This window comes from Pontibacter coccineus (assembly GCF_030546575.1).
Lineage (GTDB): Bacteria > Bacteroidota > Bacteroidia > Cytophagales > Hymenobacteraceae > Pontibacter > Pontibacter coccineus.
On record NZ_JAUOTN010000009.1, the window covers coordinates 154,590 to 175,317 of the forward strand.

A 20,728-nucleotide genomic window follows, 5' to 3' on the forward strand; every position below is an offset into this window, starting at 1 on the left:
AGGTGGTTTAGGCTACATAGCTAAAACAGGTTATATGATTTATTCGATCTCTGCAGGCGGATCCAAAAATAAGAAGCGCTGACTTCTACCCATCGGTTTGGAAAGCAATGTGCCATCTCCGGCCTGGCAGGCAGAGAGCAACTTCAAGGTCTCTGATCTACTGCTTAAAACCGCCTGTCATGCTACGCCCGCATATGCCCTGAATAGGTGTCATTCGGCTCCGGAACCTTTTATGGATTAGATAAGTAAAACTCAATTAAGTGCATGTTAATAGTAATATAGTAAAATTTATGTTTATACGTTTAACAGGTATATTTCTTTTAATTGCACTAAGCCCCCCCTCGGCCATACCTCTCCATGCACAGAAAGCACCCGACTACGATTGCTGCCTCAAGCTGAATACCAATGGCATAGAAGCCACTTCTCCACGATCTATGGGCCGGAGCCAGGTATGGGTAGCCGTAACAAAGAATTCCCCCGGCACATTGGGCATCGATCATACACAAAACACCCCTTTTGACATAAGCCCGCGCCGCCTACAGATGCTGGACCAGGCGCAGCTATCGACCCGCGCCTGTAAAATAGACAAAGCACTGCTTCAACCTTTCTTCACCTATACCAGGATAAGCCTGAATTCACAGACCACAGTCGACAAGTACTGGAAAATTGATGGGCAGCGGGGGGCGCTCACCGCTCAGTCTCCAACGTTTCTGTAATCATTCATATTAACAAGCATTTATATGCACTTAAATCCTGTAGAACACGAAAAGCTGATGCTCCACCTGGCGGGGGAGTTAGCAGCAAAAAGGCTTAAAAGAGGCGTAAAGCTAAACTACCCTGAGTCTATCGCCTATATCTGCGGCAACCTGATGGAGGAAGCGCGCGATGGGAAGAAAACCGTAGCGCAACTGATGGAGCATGGCACTACGCTCCTGAAAAAGAACCAGGTGATGGAAGGCGTGTCCGAGATGATACACTTTATACAGATAGAAGTGACATTCCCCGACGGCATGAAACTGATCACCGTTGACAACCCCATCCGCTAGCACACCAAAAGGACAATTAAAACACTTTTTATATGAGACCAGGTGAATACATCCTGCAAAAGGGGCAGATAAAGGCGAATGATAAGCGAAAGATAGCGCGCATAACGGTAGCTAATACCGGAGACCGACCCATTCAGGTAGGCTCACATTACCATTTCTTCGAGACCAACAAGGCGCTCGAGTTTGACCGGGCGGCTGCCTTCAGCATGCGACTTAACATTCCGGCCAGCACGGCCGTGCGCTTTGAGCCAGGAGAGAAGAAAGCGGTCATCCTGGTGGAGTTCGCCGGCAACAAAGTGATCAAGGGCTTCAATAACCTGACGGAAGGGGATGTGTCGAAGAAGAATGTACGGGACGCTGCACTTCAGAAGGCCCAGAAAGAAGGGTATAAGGGAGCTGGAGGAACTGCCGCGCCTGCCAAGAAAAGGAATAGAAAATAACATCACCAATAAATCAGGAAACCATGGCAAACTGGAACAGACGCGAATGGATAAAGGTAGTGGGGCTTTCTACGGCCGGACTCTCACTGCTTGGCTTCGAGGGGTTGGGAGGTGACTCCTCTTCGGTGATGTACGTAGATGGGGAACTCTTTATACCACGAGACCGCTATGCGGCGCTCTTTGGCCCTACCACGGGTGATAAGGTGCGACTGGCAGATACAGAGCTCTTCATCCAGATTGAGAAGGATTTTAACGTATACGGCGACGAAAACAAGTTCGGCGGTGGCAAAACCATCCGCGACGGCATGGGCCAATCGGCCGGGGCCACACAGGACGAAGTGCTGGATTTGGTGATGACCAACGCCATCATCATCGACCACTGGGGAATCGTGAAGGCCGATATCGGCATTAAGAATGGCAAAATAGTGGGGATTGGAAAAGCCGGTAACCCGGACACCCAGCAGGGGGTAACCAAGGGGATGATCATTGGGGCCGCCACAGAGGTGCAGGCCTGTGCAGGTAAAATCGTGACGGCAGGCGCCATCGACACGCACATACACTTCATCGTGCCCGAGCAGATAGAGGTAGCACTCTACAGTGGCGTTACTACCCTGATTGGTGGGGGTACAGGACCTTCGGACGGCACACTGGCCACTACCGTAACGCCAGGCAAGTGGTGGATCGAGCGCATGCTGGAGGCCTCTGAGAATACCCCAATGAACCTTGGCTTCACAGGAAAAGGCAACACCTCATCCTTCAAAGCGGCTGCCGAGCCCGTTGAGGCTGGGGCCCTTGGTCTGAAAGTTCACGAAGACTGGGGTGCCACGCCTTCGGCTATCGATATAGCCTTGCAGGTGGCCGACAAGTATGACGTGCAGGTGGCACTTCATGCCGACAGCCTGAACGAGGCAGGCTACCTGGAAAATACAGTAAAAGCCATCAATGGCCGGGTCATCCATTCTTACCATACCGAGGGTGCCGGTGGCGGACACGCGCCGGACATCATCAAGATCGCCATGTACCCGAACGTGCTGCCCGCCTCCACCAACCCGACCAAGCCCTATACGATCAACACGGTGGATGAGCACCTGGACATGCTCATGGCGGTACACCACCTGGACAAGAGCATCCCGGAGGACGTGGCCTTTGCCGAATCCCGTATCCGCCCGCAGACCATTGCGGCAGAAGATATTCTGCAGGACATGGGCGTGCTCAGCATCATGTCGTCTGACAGCCAGGCCATGGGCCGCATTTCTGAAACCATTCTGCGAACCTGGCAGACGGCGCACAAAATGAAAGTACAGCGCGGCCCGCTACAAGATGACAAAGGCAAAGACAATGACAACTACCGGGTGAAGCGCTACATCGCCAAGTATACCATTAACCCAGCTATAACGCACGGTATCAGTGGGTATGTTGGCTCGGTGGAGGTCGGCAAATACGCGGACCTGGTGCTGTGGGACCCGGGCTTTTTCGGGGTGAAGCCGGAGATCATCTTTAAGAACGGGATGGCGGTGGGTGCCCGTATGGGTGACCCGAACGGGGCCATCTCCCTGCCGCAACCTGTTATCTACCGCCCCATGTACGGTTACTATGGCAGGGCGATACAAAGGAATGGCTTCAACTTCGTTTCAGGTATCTCACTCGAGAATGGCAATATAGAGCGCCTGGGACTGGCCAAAGGCGCACTGCCCGTGAAAGGCTGCCGTAACATCTCCAAAAAAGACATGATCCATAACAGCGCCACGCCGAAGCTGGAGGTGAACCCGGAAACCTTTGTGGTGACAGCCGATGGCCAGGTACTGACCTGCGAGCCTATGAAAGTTTTGCCAATGGCACAGCTATACTTCCTGTTCTAGATCTTTTAAAATCGTGCTGCCGGCGCCGGGCTATACCTGTGCCGGCAGCTCGATAACCCCTTATGCTACTAATAGAAAAGGTCATCGGAAACCTCGCAGGTATAGCAACAGGCGGCCGCTTGATTGATTTGCTGGATCTGGATTGGTTTGATACAGGCAAAACAATTTTACGGAAACGAACAAGAGCGGGCAATGAAGTAGGTATACGAAAAGACTCGACCCCGCTGGAAGATGGTGACATCCTGTACATGGACGCGGAGCAGGTAATCGTGGTCAACATAATCCCCTGCGAATGCATCGTGTTTAAACCCGACAGCTTCAAAGACATGGGTACCGTTTGTTTCGAGATCGGCAACAAACACATTCCCATTTTCATCAACGAGGAAGCCGAGGTACTGGTGGAGTTTGAGAATCCGCTCTATAGGTTGCTGGAGCGCTCGGGTTACGAGCCACGGCGGGAGGTACGCAAGCTGCTGAAAACACACGCGCTGATCGTGCGCCGGCATGGAAATAACTACACCAGGAAAATAACCATTAAATAAGGGACCGCTATGCAACCACTGTTAACCCTTTTACAGATTAACGACTCGATGTTTCCGATCGGGAGCTTCACCCATTCCTATGGACTGGAGTCTTACGTGAGCCAAGGTATAGTGAAAGACACGCCTTCGGCTACCGTGTATGCCAGAAACATGCTGCGTCACAGCATATACTACAACGACGCTGCCTTTTTGCAGAAGACATGGGTCTTGCTGGAGGCCAGAAAGTCGGTGCGGGAACTGCAGAAGCTGGACGAACTGATCACGGCGCTCAAGGTCCCTTTTGAGATAAGGGATGCCAGTAGGAAGCTGGCGATCCGTTTTCTGAAGCTGACACAGGAACTGCACCCGGTGAAAAGGTGCAGTAACTACCTGGCCAAAATTCAGGAGGGCGAGCTGCACGGGCACTACGCCGTGGCCTTCGCCCTCTATGCGCATGCCAGCGGCATCACCCTAAAAGACGCCCTGCTCGCCTTCTACTACAACATGCTCAACGGCATTGTGACCAATTGCGCCAAACTGGTGCCCATCGGCCAGGGCGATGCGCAGAAGATCCTCTTCGACCTGCAGCCAACCATCATGCAATTGGTGGATGAGCAGGAAAACATGGATGAGGAGATGGTCGGGCTTTGTTGCATCGGGCAGGAGATCCGCTGCATGCAGCACGAAAAGCAATATTCAAGACTATACATTTCATAAAGCAAACCATCACCTAAGCAGATACTTTATGTCGAAGAAACATGTAAGAATTGGGGTAGCAGGTCCCGTCGGATCGGGAAAGACGGCTTTGATCGAGCGGCTGACCCGGAAGATGAGTGGAGAGTACAGCATCTGTGTCGTGACCAACGACGTGTACACCCGCGAGGACGCTGAGTTTTTGACCAAAAACTCCTGCCTGCCCGCCGACCGCATCATGGGTGTAGAGACAGGGGGCTGCCCGCATACCGCTATACGCGAGGATGCCTCCATGAACATTGAGGCGGTGGAAGAACTGGTGGAGCGCCACCCTGACACCGAAATCGTTTTTGTGGAGAGTGGTGGCGATAACCTGTCTGCCACCTTCAGCCCGGACCTGGCCGACGTGACCATTTTCGTGATTGACGTGGCTGAAGGCGACAAGATGCCCCGCAAAGGAGGCCCCGGCATCACCCGCTCCGATCTGCTGATCATCAACAAAACCGACCTGGCCCCCTACGTGAACGCTGACCTGGCCATGATGGACCGTGACTCGAAGAAGATGCGTGGCGAGCGCCCATTCATCTTCACGAACCTGATGAAGCTGGAAGGCCTGGATGAGGTGATCAACTGGATCAAGACGTATGCTCTACTAGAAAAAACGGAGGCGCATGCATAGTACTATCAAAGTAAACGCGGAGCGGGAAGGGAAGCGAACGGTCCTGAAAGGGAGCAGCTGTAATGCCCCCTATAAAGTGCTCCATTATGGCTCCCGGCATTTCCACGAGCACCTGGAGCTGATCATGATGAGTGCCTCTCCGGGTATCATGGATGGGGATGCGATTGACATCGAGGTAAATGTGCATGAAGGGGCGCATCTGAAATTTTTCACCCAGTCGTTTGGTAAGCTGCACCCCATGGAGAAGGGGGCGATCCAGCGAACGAACGTGCAGGTGAAGAAGGATGGCATTTACAAGTACACGCCCTTCCCGGTTATCCCTTTCGCAAACTCCAGGTTCAAGCTGTACAACGAGATCCACCTGGCTGAAAGTGCTACCCTGATCTGGGGGGACATCATTGCTTCGGGGCGGGTGCACTCGGGGGAGTCGTTTAAGTTTACGCGCCTGCACAGCGTCACCAAGGTATACTGCAACAAAAAGCTCGTGCTGCTGGATAACCAATTGCTGGAGCCCGGCACCCAGCCTTACGACTCCATTCTGTTCTACGAACACTATACCCACCAGGCCACCCTGCTCTATGTGTCGCCTTTTGCCGCTGAGTTGAAAGTGGAGTTGGATGAGATACTGGCTGTCAGGTATGAGGAAATCACCTTCGGCTTTACGCAGTGCGCGCCCAATGCGGTCATAATTAGAGCATTGGGGCATGAAGGAGGGGCCATGCACGACTGGCTGAATGCCATTGGGCAGCTGTGCTGGGAGTTTACGCTGCACAAGCAGTGGCTTGACGAAAGCGAGCCGGAGGAGCAAACACCTAAACGGCAAGCTGCAGAAGAAAGCCCTGTTGAGAAGAAGCGGCCAAAGCGCGTGAAAAAAGAAGTGACCGCAAAAGGAGCTGCCAAAAAAGCAAAGGCTATACCTGAGGCACCTGCTGAGGAAGGGTTGAAAGAAGTGCTAGCCGAAGCTGTGATTGAGAAGTAAGCAGGAGCCATGCACGAGATCTCGATTGTACGAAACGTCTTTGAAACACTGCAGCAAACCTACCCCGACAAGTTTGAGCGGATCACGAAGGTGCAGATCGAGGCGGGGCTGCTCAGCAACATTCAGCCCATCCTGATCCAGAACGCTTTTGAGGCGCTGATCATGGAAGAGCCGGGACTGGCAGATATCGAGTTGGAGGTGCTGTTGCTGCCCATTATTGCCCACTGTGCTGCCTGCAACAGAGACTTTGAGGTGAAGCGGCACAAGTTTGTATGCGACTGCGGTACTCCCACCAAGAACATTGTGCAGGGGCAAGAACTGCAGATCAGCCGGATTGAATTTTTAGAAAAGTAACCACCAGGCCAAACCTATAAACGATATGAGTACACCATCCACACCTAAAAGCAACAGAATGCCCGTTGGGGCTGTACAGTGCGACAACACTACCCTGAATTTGTTAAAAGCCAACGACTTCGTAGCCAAGGCCATTCGCGACCGGCTGCCCGAAGTGCTGGTGATCAACGTGTGTTCCTCTCCCGGGAGCGGCAAAACCACTCTGATGCAGGAAACCGGCAAGCGCCTGAGCGACAAGCTGAACCTGGCCGTGCTGGTGGGCGACCCGGAAACGGACCGCGATGCCGTGCGCATGAAAGAAGTGGGCATCAACGCGCTTCAGATCGTAACGGGCGGCATGTGCCACATCGAGGCCCAGATGATCCTGCAGGCACTCGACCACATTGATTTAACGGGCGTGGACCTGCTCTTCATCGAGAACGTAGGCAACCTGGTGTGCCCGGCCGCCTTCGATCTGGGTGAGGACATCCGCGTTACGGTGCTGGCCGCCACGGAAGGGGACGATAAACCGAAGAAGTACCCGCGCATGTTCCTCACCAGCGAGCTGATGGTGGTGTCCAAGGCGGACCTGCTCCCTTACGTACCCTTCTCGGTAGAGGCCGTTACGCAGGATGCCCGGGAGGTAAACCCCACTATTGAGGTAATGACCATCAGTAGCCTGAAAGGCGACGGGATGGACGAATGGTGCGACTGGCTGCTTTCAAAGGTCGCGGAAAAGAAAGCCAGGCTGGCAACTGCTTAATCCGGCATGGCGACCGACCGCTCCAAACTGGCGGAGCCCCTTGTCGTAACGGAGGCGCTTGTAAATGATCAGGAACTGGGTGGCCGCACGATCGACTTTTTCGAGATAGAGTGGTACGAGGCTTCCAAGTCCCGCATGAAAAAGAAGACGCAGGCAGGTATAGAAGTGCTGGTGGACAAGGTGAACAGAAGTGCTTTTGAAGACGGGGACTTGCTATACCTGTCCGAAAGCCGGGCTATCCTGTTGAAGATAAAGCCCTGTGACTGTGTGGTGCTGCGTCCCCGAAGTCTGCAGGAAGTGGGCACCATCTGCTTTGAGATCGGCAACAAGCACGTGCCAATTTTCATCACGGATGAGAATGAGGTATGTGTAGCCTACGATGCCCCGCTGTACCAGTTGTTGCAGAGCGGCGGCTTCAAGATGGAGATAGAAGAGCGGGTGCTGCACCCTTCGCAAATGATCAAGGCCTATGGCAACAATCGGCGGGAGCGGGCAGCAATTTAGTGAAGCGTATATGACGTATTTAAATGAAATGATAGCTGTTCGACTTGTCGTGGCTGTGTGTGCGAGTTTGCTGCTGAACGCCTGTAATAGCGAGCACGGAGAAGGTATGGCAACAGCGGCTGACGCGATTGTCGTGACAGATATACGGGGCAAAGAGGTGCGGCTGGGCGAACCTGCCAAACGGGTGATCGTGCTATACCAGGGAGCGCTGGATGGCATGTACATGCTGAACGCGGAGCATACCGTGGTAGGTATACAGAACAACATCTACACCAATCCCGAGACCTTTAAGTATTTCAGCAAACTGGACCCCCGCATCGCCAGAAAAGAAATGCCCGCCCCGGGTAACTGGGAAACCTCCACCAACATCGAAAGTGTGCTGTCGCTCAAGCCAGACCTGGTGATCATTGCCTCGGGGCAGACCGACGCCATCCGCTTGCTGGAAAGCCTGGGCATTCCGGTGTTTGCGGTGTCGCCGCAGAACAACGAGCAATTGTTCAAAGAGATCGGAAACATCGGCAAACTGACCGGTACGCAGGAGCGGGCAATGGAATTGCTGGCCTATACCCGCCGCAAGCTCGACGAGATAGCGGAAGCGACAGATCACATCAAGCAGAAAAAATCGGTGTACTATGCCTGGTCAGGGGGCCGGATCTATTCTACCTCGGGACAGAACAGCCGCATGGCGGAGTGCTTTCTGCTGGCGGGGGTCAACAACGCCTGCACCTTTGAGATAGACCAGCCCAACATCAACCCGGAAACGCTGATTTCGTGGGACCCGGACCTGATTTTGCTTTGGAGCACCGACCCGCAGGAGCTGTATGACAAAAAAGAACTGGCAGTGCTCCAGGCGGTCAGAAACAAAAACGTGCACGTGCTCGAGCCGCCCTTTTTCTACGACCCGCATACCTTAAAAATTATGTACGCCGCCATCGAGCTGCACAACGTCGCTTATGGCACAAACAAGAACTTCGACCTCGAAGAGAACCGAAGAGACATCATGACAAACTTGTACGGCGCCAAAGCCACTGTCTTACTCGAATGAGAAACGTACTGACCGGCTTCCTGATTTACGGCCTGCCCATACCGCTGCTGCTGTATTCCCTGACGGTGGGCCCGTCGCAGGGGCTGGTGTTCGCGGACTATTGGGACTGGGGCAGGGCGGCGCTGCACGGCGACATCCACGAGAGCTCGACCAAGGTATACATGCTCAACAACATCATCGGGAATGTGCGCCTGCCCAGGGTCTTGCTCACGTTCATCATCGGGGCGGGCTTGGCATCTTCGGGTGGCGCCTTGCAAGGTATTTTCCGGAACCCGCTCGTAGACCCCTATGTGCTGGGCATTTCGTCTGGTTCGGCATTCGGGGCGGCGCTGGCCATTGCCTTTCCGCTTCTGCACATCAACGTGATGGCCTTTGTGCTGGGGGTGGCCTCTGTGGTCATGACCTATTCCTTCGCCTTCAGCAACAACAAGTCCTCTATCGTGGCGGTCATCCTGTCGGGCATGATCGTGTCGGGAATCTTCACGGCCTCCCTGACGGTGGTGCAGTACATAAGCGACCCCTACAAGCTGCAGGCCATTGTGCAGTGGACGATGGGCAACCTGCACCACGCCTCCTGGGACAAGCTCAACACGGCCGCGCTGCCGGTAGGTATAGGTATAGTGGGCATGTACCTGATGCGCTGGCGCCTTAACCTGCTGGCCCTGGGAGAAGAGGAGGCAAAGGCGGTGGGCGTGAACCCCACCGCCGACAAAGCCACCTTGGTCGCTCTGGCCACCCTCACCACCTCCACCTCGGTGGCAGCTGCGGGCGTCATCAGCATGTACGGGCTTTTTATACCGCACCTCACCCGCATGATGGTGGGTCCGGACAACCGGAAGGCCATGCCGGCCAACATTCTCTTCGGCGGGTCCTTTCTTGTCATCATCGACAATTTCTCGCGCTCGCTGATGGACTTCGAAATACCGATCGGCATTTTCACGATGCTGCTGGGGGCTCCTTTCTTTCTCTTTTTAATGAAGAAAAACAAAATCAACTGGGTATGACAGAGGCAGCGATAGAAGTAGAAAACCTCAGCTTCGGGTATGGCAAAACGCCGATACTGGAGCAAGTGCAGGTGGCTTTTCCGAGTAATCGCTTTTCGGTGCTGTTGGGCCGTAACGGGAGTGGCAAGTCCACGCTCTTCAACATCATGGCGGGCCTGCAGAAGTACCGGCACGGCTCCGTGAAACTGATGGGGAAGGAGCGCAGTAACATGTCTTTCTCGGACTGCGCCCGCGTGCTCGGGTTTCTGCCGCAGTTCCATAAATCGGTGTTTCCCTTCCAGGTAAAGGATGTAGTGCTGACCGGAAGAGCCGCTTTCTCCGCCTTCAGCCCCAGAAGGAGCGACATGGAAAAGGTAGGGCAGGCCCTGGAAGAGCTGGGCATCAGCCACCTGGCGGAAAGACCCTATACCGAGCTCTCGGGCGGAGAGCAGCAACTGGTGATGATCGCACGGGTGCTGGTGCAGAATCCCCGCATTATTCTCCTCGACGAGCCCACCAACCACCTCGACATCTATTACCAGACCTATGTGCTGGAGAAGCTCAAAAAACTGACGGAGAACAACCTGACGGTTATCGCCATCATGCACGACCCGAACATGGCCTTCCTGTATGCCGACCATTGCTACTTCATGAAAGACAGAACCGTGTTGACGCCCGGCGATACCTTTGACTACCAGAACGGCGCCTTTCTGGAGCATGTGTATGATGTTCGCTTTACCACTGTGCAGGTAAACGATAAAATGGTGGTGGTACCTGGCCGATAGGCTGCCTCATACCATCATCAAATTGCTCTGGCTTTTGAGGGAGCCTTATACCTTTTGAAACCGATTTCTCTGTCAAGCAGCCTTACGATCTCTATACCAACTGCGGGCTAGGCAGGGAGGCTTTTGGCGGAGGCGCTGAATAAGAAAAGTATAACAGATTCTGTTTGCAGCTGCAGGCGCTCCGGTTTTGGTGGGTGGGCGGCACGCTATACCTGCAGTATAGGCGGTAAAGCGGTTGTTTTCTTGCTTTTATGGGGTTTCTTCCGTTACTTTGAAAGAATACTATCAGAACCGTGCTGCCATATTTCAGGACAATTCATCTCTTTTCAAAGCCCCTCACAGGCTTTGTTGCGGCATCGCATCACGTATCTCAAAGTGATGTGCTGAATGGCTATTGCCTTTTCTTTTATACAGCCCCTAAGGCCTTCATTAACTAAGCCGGAAACCTCCGGCCCCGGGCGCAAGCCACCAACCCTTGCTACAGGCTGTACCTGTTCAAACCTCCAGGAATCGTTATTTCACAAGACACCTCTACGCAGCGCAATGGCCGCAGGCAGGGGCGTTTTGTGTGTTTAGGTTTTTGATCTGCCTCCGCGCCTCGTGCGCCGGAAGCTTAGCGTCCGCCTCCGGGGCCAGGCACGGCGCTATACCTGCATGATTTTATAACGCTTTAAAAATTTAACATATATGAACCCGATTTATCTAACCGAAAAGGATTTCCAACGACTGCACAGCCTCGTTCAGGCGCAGCGTGCGGTAAGCGGCGCGCATACCGTAGAGGCGCTCAGCCAGGAACTGAAGCGCGCCAAGGTGGTGGCCTCCGAAGAGATTCCGGAAAATGTAGTGACCATGAACTCGCTGGTGAAACTGACAGAGTTGAAGAGCGGAGCCCAGATGGAACTGACTGTGGTATACCCAAAAGACGCGGACCTTTCCAAGTTCAAAATTTCGGTATTGGCGCCTGTAGGCACGGCCATACTGGGCTGCAAAGTCGGCGATAAGGTAGAGCGGCCGGGGCCAAAAGGCACCATGAAGTACGAGGTGATGGAGGTGTTGTATCAACCTGAAGCCGCAGGCAATCTTAACCTGTAGTCTGCCGGCCGGGTTTGTTGGAGAAGAATTTTTACACCATAGAGAATGGGTTTTTTAGATTTTTTTAGAGAGGATATTGCCATTGATTTGGGTACGGCCAACTTTCTGGTCATGCAGGGCGACAAGGTAGTGGTGGACGAGCCGTCCATCGTAGCCTACAGCAGGTCATCGGGCAAAGTGTTGGCGATTGGCCGGAAGGCGATGCAGATGGAGGGGAAAGCGCATGAGGACATCCGCATTGTGCGCCCCATGAAGGACGGGGTGATCGCCGACTTTCATGCGGCAGAACACATGATGAAAGGTATGCTCGAGCTGATCAATGGAGGGAAAAGAAAATTTGGGTCCTCGTTCCGGATGGTGATTTGCGTGCCCTCCGGTATAACCGAAGTAGAGAAACGCGCCATTCGCGACTCCGCCGTTATTGCCGGGGCAAGGGAGCTATACCTGGTGCACGAACCGATCGCCGCTGCCATTGGCATCGGGTTGGATGTGGAGGAGCCGAACGGGCACATGATCGTCGACATTGGCGGCGGCACCACCGAGATCGCCGTCATTGCCCTGAGCGGCATTGTCTGCGACCAATCCCTGAAGGTGGCGGGCGAAAGCTTTACCGCTGACATTGTGCACTACATGCGCAAGCACCACAACCTGCTGATCGGGCAGTCCACCGCCGACCGGATTAAGCTGGAGGTAGGGGCAGCCCTGCCCGAACTGCAAAATCCGCCGCAGGACGTGGGCATCAAGGGCCGCGACCTGTTGACCGGCTTGCCGAAACAGGTACACGTTTCTTACACAGATGTCGCTTTCTTCCTGGACCGCTCACTGGCCAAGATAGAGGAGGCCGTGATGAAAACCCTGGAGATGACCCCACCCGAGCTCTCGGCCGACATACACCAGACAGGCATCTACCTGACCGGCGGCGGCGCCTTGCTGCGCGGCCTGGACAAAAGGATCTCCGCCAGAACGAAACTACCGACCCATGTGGTGGAAGACCCGCTCCGCGCGGTGGTGAGGGGCACAGGCATTGCCACGCGGAACATTGAACGCTTCCGGTTTTTGATGCGCTAAATCTACCGCCATAGGGTGCAACCTCCTGGCAGCTAGTGACTTTTAATACCATAAGAGCCCCGCTGGAGACAAACCGGTGGGGTTATTTTTATGGGTAAGAAGTAAGGTATAAGTCACAGGCAGGTGGATGGACAGGTATAGGATAGCAGGTATAAGGCACGTTTACTCACAGTCTTGGTGTACTTTATTATTAAATAATCTTTAAATTTATTCTTCTCACAGGCGTCGGGCTTTTAGTTTGCCTGGTAAGCCCTTATTTTTGCATAAAATCAATTCAGGTGCTTTCAGATTGCGCAGCCGTGCATTTCTGTTTGCATTCCCTTAGAAACCATTAGTCCTTCACCAGAATGTCTAAGTCAAAGAAAGAGCATATTTTAGAAACAGCTTTAGACCTGTTTGCCGATAGGGGGTACGAGGCCACTCCTACAAGCCTCATCGCCAGGGAAGCCGACGTGTCCGAAGGGCTTATTTTTAAGCACTACATCAACAAGGCAAACTTACTGGAGGAGGTGATCAAGGCGGGTTACAGGCGCATTACGGACAAAAGCAAGGGCCTGGCCATGGAAAATGACCCGTTGAAGCTGATCAACAGTGTGCTGGACATGCCCCAGCGTTTGGTCGAAGACGAACGGAATTTCTGGCGGATGCAGTTTCGCCTTGTAGATGAGGAGATCGCCCAGAAGCACCACAACCGCTATACCCATTCGGTGATGCAAAAGCTGGTGGAGGCATTCAGGGAGTTGGGCTATGAAGATCCCGAAATGGAATCAGAAGTGCTGATGCTGCTTGTGGAAGGGCTCTGGCGACTTTTCGTGACCAATGGTGACAAGGAGCACTGCAGGAAAATGGTGGAGTTGATAAAATCCAAGTACGCCACGCGATAAAACGTGGCTATGGTGCTAAAGCATAACAGGTATAGGGAGCTTACAAGGCTCCCTTTTTTTGTGTTTGACGACAGGAGGGGACTACCTTATACTGCAACCAGTGATCTGTATTCCAGAAAAATCACCCAAAGAGAAACCTTTTTAAAATAATTGATGTATATACATTTAAAGTCTATACATTTGTTGTAGATTTGTAACAGAGAATCATTCAAACTAAACCAATAGAATTAAGATTATGGCAAACGTAAAATGGTCAGTAGACCCAACGCACAGCGAAGTACAGTTTAAAGTAAAGCACCTGATGATCACGACCGTAACTGGTTATTTCCAGAAGTTCACGGCTGAGGCAGAGAGCGAAGACGAGAATTTCAACGGTGCCCGTAACATTGTGTTCACAGCCGATGTGAACTCGATCAGCACCAACAACGAGCAACGCGACACGCACCTGAAGTCAGCTGACTTCTTTGATGCGGACAACCACGGCGAAGTGCGCTTTGTGGGCACAAGCTACGAGAACGTAGGCGGCAACGACTACAAACTGCACGGCGACCTGACTATCCGCAACATAACCAAGCCCGTGACAGTGGATGTGGAGTTTGGCGGCACTGTAGTAGACCCATACGGACAGCATAAAGCAGGTTTCACAGTAACGGGCAAGATCAGCCGCAAAGAGTTTGGCCTGACCTGGAACGCGGTTACCGAAGCCGGTAGCGTGGTGGTAAGCGACGAGATCAAGCTGCAGGCTGAAGTGCAACTGGTGAAGCAGTCTTAAGGCCATCAAGTGTCATCTCGAAGGTTAGTGGGAAATCCGGATAAACAATAACCTTCAGATTCCTTACTACCGTTCGAGATGACATCTATCACCTGCTCCCGCGTATACCTTAACACCAGCTAATTATTTAATACCATGGAAGACAGAATCTTAGGACTCCACCATATCACAGCCATTGCCGATTCGGCAAAAAGCAACCTGGACTTTTACACCAAAGTGCTGGGCTTGAGGCTGCTCAAAAAGACAGTCAATTTTGATGATCCCGGCACTTACCACCTCTATTATGGCGACGAGGTGGGTAGCCCGGGCACCATCCTGACTTTCTTCCCCTACCAGGGCGCGCGTCGTGGCAAGGCTGGTGCAGGTATGGCCACGCACATCGGCTACGCTGTACCCGAAGGAAGTTTCGACTTCTGGATGAAGCGCTTCGAAGAGCACAAAGTGAGTTACGGCCGGCCTTCGGAGAAATTCGGGGAGCAATACCTGCCTTTCCAGGACCCGGACGGACTGCTGTTGGAATTGGTAATTCCTAAAAATGCTGACAGCCGCACTCCTTGGGAAACAGACGAAGTGAAAGCCAACGTGGCTACGAAAGGATTTCACAACGTGACCCTGACTTTGCAAAAGGCCGAAAAGACGGCCGCCATCCTAACCGATATCCTGGGCTATACCTTGCAGGACCAGACAGGCAGCAGCTACAGGTATAGCACCGATGCGGTGGAAGGCGCCAGCATCATCGATATTGTGGAGAATCCGAACATCGGGCGGGGCGAAGGCGGCGCGGGCACGAACCACCACATCGCTTTCCGGGTGAAGGATGAGGAAGTACTGATGCGATTCCGTGAGAAAATAGCGGGCAAAGGCTACAACATCACCGAGAAGATAGACCGCAATTACTTCTACTCCCTCTACTTCCGTGAGCCAGGCGGCGTACTGTTCGAGATCGCCACCGACAACCCGGGCTTCGCGATAGACGAGTCGGTAGAGGACTTAGGCAAAAAGCTCTTGCTCCCACCGCAGTACGAACAGCACAGGGCCAAAATAGAAGCTGTGCTGCCAAACCTAGATTAAGGCGATCATTTGAAACTGAACGAAAGGTATACCATGTACACACACGAAAAGGAAGTACACAAGCAGGGTAAATCCCTGGCAGAAACTGGCAAGGCCTTGGTCCTGATCCATGGGAGAGGGGCTACGGCGGCCAGCATACTGCCCCTGGCGCAGGAACTGGGAGCCGAAGATTTCACACTTTTTGCACCGCAGGCCACCAATAACACCTGGTATCCCTACAGTTTCATGGCGCCGGCAGATCAGAACCAGCCTGCCCTGGACTCGGCCCTGGAGCTGATCGACGAAACTGTGCAAGGTATACTGGCGCAAGGTATAGCGAGCAAGGATATCTACCTGCTTGGCTTCTCGCAGGGTGCCTGCCTCACGGCAGAGTATGCGAGCCGGCATGCCCAGCGCTTCGGTGGTCTGCTGATCTTCACGGGTGGACTGATCGGGCAGGAACTGAACACAGGCAACTACAAAGGCAACTTCGAAGGTACCCCCGTGCTCATCACGACCGGCGATCCGGACCCACACGTGCCGGTCAGCAGGGTGGATGAGACGGTGAAGCAACTCGAAAGCATGGGCGCCAACGTGACACGCAAGGTATACCCAGGCCGCCCGCACACCATATTGGATGAAGAAATAGAACTAGCCAAAAAGATACTGGCTTCCTAAAAATAAGTTTGGCTAAAAGCAAAGAAGCTGAAAGCACCGTAATGGTCTGCGTTCAGCTTTTTTTGTTTTCAGTGAGCGAGCAATCAGTTAGAGCAATTCAAGTTAAAGGTGCTCAGCACTTCGGAATTGGTTTTTCATTCAAGAGCAGTGGGAACGATTGTGATCCTTCTTCCCCTTCTTTGTCGAGGGCCCCTACCCACAAGGGGGACTTTCTTCTATTACAATAGTCAGGTATAAGCCCTGCAGTTTCTGCAATTTATAATGCTAACTCCTGCCCCTCTCAAGAGAGGGGAATATAGTAGCTGCCAACTTGCAGGCATAGGCGATGTTGTTTTTGTTTTGCTGTCCCGGGTCCAACCACCCCAGACCCCTCAGAGCTACGCTCGCTACTTTCGAACTCTCGTTCTCAGCAGTCCAAGGTGGGGAATCTGTAACTACCATTAGTCAGGTATAAGCTCCCTGGCACTTGTCACAGGCCGCTGGCAGGTATTGCAAGACTAACTTGCCCCATGCACTATGAAACAGACAGCTCTAGCCCGGTGCACCAATGACGATTTTGTGTCTGAGCGGTCAGCGAGTTTAAAAGCGTCTTGATTTTTTTGCTTACTTTTTTCATCAAGGAAAAAAGTAAGGCCCGCCCGGCCAGGGCAAGCCATACAACAAATTAGCTTAAGGTATAGAAAGGCTGAAGCTACGCCAAGTATAGGATAGGTATACCCAGGCCAGAGGCCCCACCAAACCCGTTACGAGTGAGGACACTCCCGCCAGAAACCTCCCTCTGCTTTACCTGCAACAAAAAAGCCCTGTTGGCAAAACACCAACAGGGCTCTTCAAATCCTTTAAAAAATCACTTTACAAAAAGCAACTTACTATACCCTCTCCTAATTCTGGCTCTCGTAGCCGAAGTCCTTGAACGTCTTGGCGATGTTCTCGTCGCTTGCCTTACTCTTGTTCTTCCAACCGGCGTCCAGCTCCAGCGCTACCAGGCCCTTCAGGTTCATCACCGCTACAAAGTCATCCACATCCTTTATAAACTCCGGTCTGCGGCGCGACGACTTGAGCGCATATTTACGGGCGAAGACGTCGCCTTTGGTCTGCAGTTCGTTTCGCTTCTCGATGATGTAATTCAGGCGCTCTACCAGGTCTTTGGTGGAGCGGCCAATCACCTCCGTCGCCTCCAGCGTGCCGATGGTCATAACGGTGGTGCCGCCAATGGTCGTGATCTTTTTGCTGGTGGCGGGCTCATCAATGATCACGGGAGCGATGCCCGTCACCGCACCCATGGAAGCATTGGCCAGCGAACGACCTTTTTTGCCTTTGCGGGCACGGTTATACTTTTTCTTCAGATCTTTTTCGGTTTCCTTGAGTTGCTCCATCAGGTCCCAGGCGCGCACCAGCGAGGCGCGGTACTCGTTGTAGAGTTTCTGGTCCTTTTCGCCTTCGTTCACGGCGTTGAGTATGGTAAACGAGACAGTGCGCTCGTCGCGCTTATTCGACTTGTCCAGCACGAAGAAGGTCATTTCAAAAGCCACAGAGTCGAGTGGGTCGCGCACAAAATCGTAGCCAGGTCGCCAGATGAATTCGTACTGCGACGGCGTGTTTTTAACCAGGGCGGTGGCCGGCACTGTGGTGTTCGTCGAAATAAAACTGAACGCGGCGATGTCGGGCTCACCGTTCGGGTCATAGATCTGGAACTTGATGTTCACGGTGGCGTCCTCTTTGTACACAAAGCGCTTCTGGGAGGGGATCATCTGCAGGGTAGGGGGCAGGTCCTGCTGCGTCACCTCCACCTTAAAAGCACCCTTCGTGCGCGCCTTGGCCGGCTGGTCCTCTACATAAAACTCTACTAAAATCGGTTTGTTACGCAGACGGTTGAACTGCGTGAGCGAAGGCTTCCAGGTAAACTCGCCCTGCGCCGACAGTTTGGCTCCCTCAGGCATGCCATCAGCGATGGCGACAAACACAATCGGATCCTCGTCTTCGTCCTGTACAGCCGCCGACTCGATGGTATAGGTATTCTGGGCGTTGTAGCGCACGTAGAGCGGTTTCAGTTCACCTACCACGGGCGGGCGGTTCACGTGCTCTACTTTAAAGTCCACCACCTGGCTGGTACTTTCGTCTTTCTCGTTGCGGACCTCAAAGATCACCTGTAGCACGCGTCCGCCGCTCAGGCGGTCTACAAAGTCGTAGCTGGGCGTCCAGGAGAAATAGCCGAGCGAGTCGAAGACCATGCCATCGACTTTGCCTTGCTTGATGCTATACCTGAACTTCGTGCCGGTGCCGCCACTGGCCTGCACCTCAAACTCAAGTTGCTGCCCTTCTTTCAGCACGTTCCAGCCGGGCTCAGTCGGGAATTGCAGTTTGATGGCAGCTGGCCTGGAAGATTTGCCGGAGGGTGCGTCCTGGGCAATTGCTTGGTTGATAAGGAGTATCAGAAGAGAAAAAAGAAGTAGACTCTTTTTCATATAAGGTGAATTGTGCAATACAGTGCTTAGAGAATGCTTAAACTTTAGGAGCCCTTGAGGGCGGACAGGAGCAGTACTTCGGAATGGTACTAAAGTCGCCTGCCAGCAGGGTTCGTCCTGAGGTAGCGAATGGCGGCTTCCGCTGCAAAGTGAGTGCTATATGAGACACAAAGTTTGAACATGCTCTATTAGAAGCCTCTAAGTTAGCAAAGACTTCTGCGTTTATCAAAGCAGGTTTTCCGCTAAAATTTCAAACCACCTTATTCTGAATACTGGCTGGGAGAAATACAACACAGAATTGCACTGTGGCTAGTGTTCAGGTATCGCCCGCATGCTCCGGTGTAAAATAAAGGCAGTATGCTATACCTCGCGGACTTCAGGTGCCGATCCGGTTCAGCGAAGGCGCCCGTTGTTCAGCGCCGGTATGATCGATCACGTTGCTCGTTTTGCCCTTGCCCCGTACCCGACCGGCATCTGACGTTACTTTCTGGTAAACCAATAACGAGGTGGCGCTTTTAAAGGACAGGTAGGGCAAAAGCTATACCTGCCCTCTGCTTTTAGGGTTTATCAAAATGATAATAGAGAACAGGTTTGGCTGCATGTTTTTGCGGATTTAATAAAAAAATATGCATAAAATTTGGTATATAGAAATATAAATGAGTTAATTAGTGAAGGAAAAAGCAGGAATGCCGATTTGAGTTGCATAAAACTGCGTATTTCGCTTCTTGCCCGACCTTGCGTAAGGTAAGGCTGTCAAAGTAATAAAGCTACTATGTATACTTCCTTCAAAGTGAAAATGCTGATGAATGGTGCGCTGGCACTGCTGCTGGCGGCCACCTCATGCAAAGCACCGCAGCAGCAAGAGACGGCGCCGGTCGCGCAAAGCACCGCAGCAAAACCCGAGACCGCTCAGGCTCCCATCATCACGGGCGCTGACCAAACCGCGGCCTACCTGCCTTACCTGAAGGGCAAGCGTGTGGGCATGGTGGTGAATCCGACCTCTATTATCGGCAATAAGCTGAGCGTGGACAGCCTGCATGCGATCGGGGTGAACATCGTGAAAGTGTTTGGTCCGGAGCACGGTTTCCGGGGCGATGCCCCTGCCGGTATAAAGGTGGACGACAGCATAGACCCTAAAACAGGTATAAAAGTGGTATCGCTTTACGGCAAGCGCAACAAGCCAACCAAAGAAGACCTGGCCGATGTGGACCTCATGATCTTTGACATACAGGACGTCGGCACCCGTTTCTATACCTATACCATCACACTGCACCGCGTGATGGAAGCCTGCGCCGAGAATGGAGTAGAGCTGATGGTACTGGACAGACCCAACCCCAATGGCTTTATGGTAGACGGCCCTATTCTGGAGCCGGAGAATAAATCAGGGATCGGCATCCATCCTATACCTATTGCGCATGGCCTGACAGTGGGCGAGTTTGCCCAGATGATAAACGGCGAAAAGTGGCTGGCAAACGGCATACAGTGTAAACTCAAGATCGTGCCGGTGAAAAACTATACCCACGACATGCCTTACGACCTGCCCGTGTGGCCTTCCCCTAACCTGAACACGCAACAAGCGATTCTGCTATACCCGTCTACCTGCCTTTTTGAAGGTACCATTTTTAACCACGGTCGCGGCACCATGTTCCCGTTCACTGTGATGGGGCATCCGGACATGAAAGACAAATATTCTTTCAGTTACACGCCTACAGGAATAAAAGGGATGGCCGAAACGCCGCTGCACCAGGACAAGGTATGTTACGGCCTGGACCTGCGCAATTATGATGTGAGCACTTTCCGGAAGACAGGCAGAATTAACTTGAGCTGGATGATCGAACTGTACCAGGCTTACCCGGATAAGGAACGCTTCTTCGATTTCAAGCAGAGCAACCAGATCGGGAACATCGACAAGCTGGCCGGCACCAAAAAGTTTAAGGAGCAGATCATCGCCGGTGTTTCGGAGGAGGAGATCCGCAAAAGCTGGGAGCCGGGGCTGAGCCAGTACAAGCAGAAGCGCCAGAATTACCTGCTGTATCCCTGATTTTAATCAGACATTAGCTGTCTGTGTAATATGCTTTCAAAATTGACC

23 protein-coding genes are annotated in these 20,728 nt (G+C 52.9%); 21 read left to right on the forward strand and 2 right to left on the reverse strand.

Annotated elements, in window-relative coordinates; translation table 11 throughout:
- Positions 1-290 precede the first annotated feature (290 nt).
- From Q4E40_RS18335 to Q4E40_RS18430, 20 genes are all read left to right on the forward strand, one after another.
- Positions 291-716 carry a hypothetical protein gene (locus Q4E40_RS18335; protein WP_303414227.1) on the forward strand — a complete coding sequence of 142 codons (426 nt, stop codon included), beginning with the start codon at positions 291-293 and terminating at the stop codon, positions 714-716.
- Positions 717-740: 24 nt separating this feature from the next.
- Complete coding sequence (ureA, locus tag Q4E40_RS18340; RefSeq protein ID WP_303414228.1) at positions 741-1,046, forward strand: urease subunit gamma; 306 nt, start codon at positions 741-743, stop codon at positions 1,044-1,046.
- A 32-nt stretch (positions 1,047-1,078) separates the two neighbouring features.
- Positions 1,079-1,486 (forward strand): urease subunit beta, encoded by a 408-nt coding sequence (gene ureB / locus Q4E40_RS18345; RefSeq protein WP_303414230.1) that lies wholly within the window; start codon positions 1,079-1,081, stop codon positions 1,484-1,486.
- A gap of 23 nt (positions 1,487-1,509) precedes the next feature.
- The gene (ureC, locus tag Q4E40_RS18350) at positions 1,510-3,345 is read left to right on the forward strand and encodes an urease subunit alpha (RefSeq protein WP_303414231.1); all 1,836 of its coding nucleotides are present in this window, start codon (positions 1,510-1,512) and stop codon (positions 3,343-3,345) included.
- Between the two features lie 62 nt (positions 3,346-3,407).
- Positions 3,408-3,887, forward strand: coding sequence for an urease accessory protein UreE (locus Q4E40_RS18355; protein WP_303414233.1), 480 nt, complete (start codon positions 3,408-3,410; stop codon positions 3,885-3,887).
- A gap of 9 nt (positions 3,888-3,896) precedes the next feature.
- On the forward strand, positions 3,897-4,583 hold the full coding sequence (locus Q4E40_RS18360; RefSeq protein WP_303414234.1) for an urease accessory protein UreF: 687 nt from the start codon (positions 3,897-3,899) through the stop codon (positions 4,581-4,583).
- A gap of 28 nt (positions 4,584-4,611) precedes the next feature.
- A complete protein-coding gene (gene ureG, locus Q4E40_RS18365; RefSeq protein ID WP_303414236.1) occupies positions 4,612-5,238 on the forward strand; it encodes an urease accessory protein UreG in 627 nt (208 codons plus the stop codon).
- Positions 5,231-6,217, forward strand: a complete 987-nt coding sequence (locus Q4E40_RS18370) for an urease accessory protein UreD (RefSeq protein WP_303414238.1) — start codon at positions 5,231-5,233, stop codon at positions 6,215-6,217. The genes ureG and Q4E40_RS18370 overlap by 8 nt, the downstream gene beginning before the upstream one ends.
- 9 nt (positions 6,218-6,226) lie before the next feature.
- On the forward strand, positions 6,227-6,571 hold the full coding sequence (locus Q4E40_RS18375) for a hydrogenase maturation nickel metallochaperone HypA/HybF (RefSeq protein ID WP_303414239.1): 345 nt from the start codon (positions 6,227-6,229) through the stop codon (positions 6,569-6,571).
- A 25-nt stretch (positions 6,572-6,596) separates the two neighbouring features.
- On the forward strand, positions 6,597-7,313 hold the full coding sequence (gene hypB, locus Q4E40_RS18380) for a hydrogenase nickel incorporation protein HypB (RefSeq protein ID WP_303414240.1): 717 nt from the start codon (positions 6,597-6,599) through the stop codon (positions 7,311-7,313).
- A gap of 6 nt (positions 7,314-7,319) precedes the next feature.
- A complete protein-coding gene (locus Q4E40_RS18385; RefSeq protein ID WP_303414241.1) occupies positions 7,320-7,817 on the forward strand; it encodes an urease accessory protein UreE in 498 nt (165 codons plus the stop codon).
- Between the two features lie 28 nt (positions 7,818-7,845).
- Positions 7,846-8,862: an ABC transporter substrate-binding protein gene (locus tag Q4E40_RS18390; RefSeq protein WP_303414243.1), complete on the forward strand. Its 1,017-nt coding sequence runs from the start codon at positions 7,846-7,848 to the stop codon at positions 8,860-8,862.
- A complete protein-coding gene (locus tag Q4E40_RS18395) occupies positions 8,859-9,866 on the forward strand; it encodes a FecCD family ABC transporter permease (RefSeq protein WP_303414244.1) in 1,008 nt (335 codons plus the stop codon). The genes Q4E40_RS18390 and Q4E40_RS18395 overlap by 4 nt, the downstream gene beginning before the upstream one ends.
- A complete protein-coding gene (locus tag Q4E40_RS18400; RefSeq protein WP_303414248.1) occupies positions 9,863-10,630 on the forward strand; it encodes an ABC transporter ATP-binding protein in 768 nt (255 codons plus the stop codon). Before Q4E40_RS18395 ends, Q4E40_RS18400 begins: the two co-directional genes overlap by 4 nt.
- A gap of 687 nt (positions 10,631-11,317) precedes the next feature.
- Complete coding sequence (rnk, locus tag Q4E40_RS18405; RefSeq protein WP_303414249.1) at positions 11,318-11,722, forward strand: nucleoside diphosphate kinase regulator; 405 nt, start codon at positions 11,318-11,320, stop codon at positions 11,720-11,722.
- A 45-nt stretch (positions 11,723-11,767) separates the two neighbouring features.
- Positions 11,768-12,790: a rod shape-determining protein gene (locus tag Q4E40_RS18410; RefSeq protein WP_303414250.1), complete on the forward strand. Its 1,023-nt coding sequence runs from the start codon at positions 11,768-11,770 to the stop codon at positions 12,788-12,790.
- 347 nt (positions 12,791-13,137) lie between these two features.
- Entirely contained in the window at positions 13,138-13,674 is a 537-nt protein-coding gene (locus tag Q4E40_RS18415; protein ID WP_303414251.1) for a TetR/AcrR family transcriptional regulator, read from the forward strand.
- Between the two features lie 235 nt (positions 13,675-13,909).
- Entirely contained in the window at positions 13,910-14,446 is a 537-nt protein-coding gene (locus Q4E40_RS18420; RefSeq protein WP_303414253.1) for a YceI family protein, read from the forward strand.
- Positions 14,447-14,581: 135 nt separating this feature from the next.
- The gene (locus Q4E40_RS18425; protein ID WP_303414255.1) at positions 14,582-15,517 is read left to right on the forward strand and encodes a ring-cleaving dioxygenase; all 936 of its coding nucleotides are present in this window, start codon (positions 14,582-14,584) and stop codon (positions 15,515-15,517) included.
- A gap of 9 nt (positions 15,518-15,526) precedes the next feature.
- Complete coding sequence (locus tag Q4E40_RS18430) at positions 15,527-16,174, forward strand: alpha/beta hydrolase (protein WP_303414256.1); 648 nt, start codon at positions 15,527-15,529, stop codon at positions 16,172-16,174.
- Positions 16,175-17,055: 881 nt separating this feature from the next.
- On the opposite strand, the gene Q4E40_RS18435 is transcribed toward Q4E40_RS18430, so the two are convergent.
- Both Q4E40_RS18435 and Q4E40_RS18440 read right to left on the reverse strand, forming a co-directional pair.
- Entirely contained in the window at positions 17,056-18,639 is a 1,584-nt protein-coding gene (locus Q4E40_RS18435; protein ID WP_303414257.1) for a hypothetical protein, read from the reverse strand.
- 376 nt (positions 18,640-19,015) lie between these two features.
- Positions 19,016-19,174, reverse strand: coding sequence for a hypothetical protein (locus Q4E40_RS18440; RefSeq protein WP_303414259.1), 159 nt, complete (start codon positions 19,172-19,174; stop codon positions 19,016-19,018).
- 237 nt (positions 19,175-19,411) lie between these two features.
- Between Q4E40_RS18440 and Q4E40_RS18445 the strand changes: the two genes are divergently transcribed.
- Entirely contained in the window at positions 19,412-20,680 is a 1,269-nt protein-coding gene (locus Q4E40_RS18445) for an exo-beta-N-acetylmuramidase NamZ family protein (protein WP_303414261.1), read from the forward strand.
- Positions 20,681-20,728: the final 48 nt, after the last annotated feature.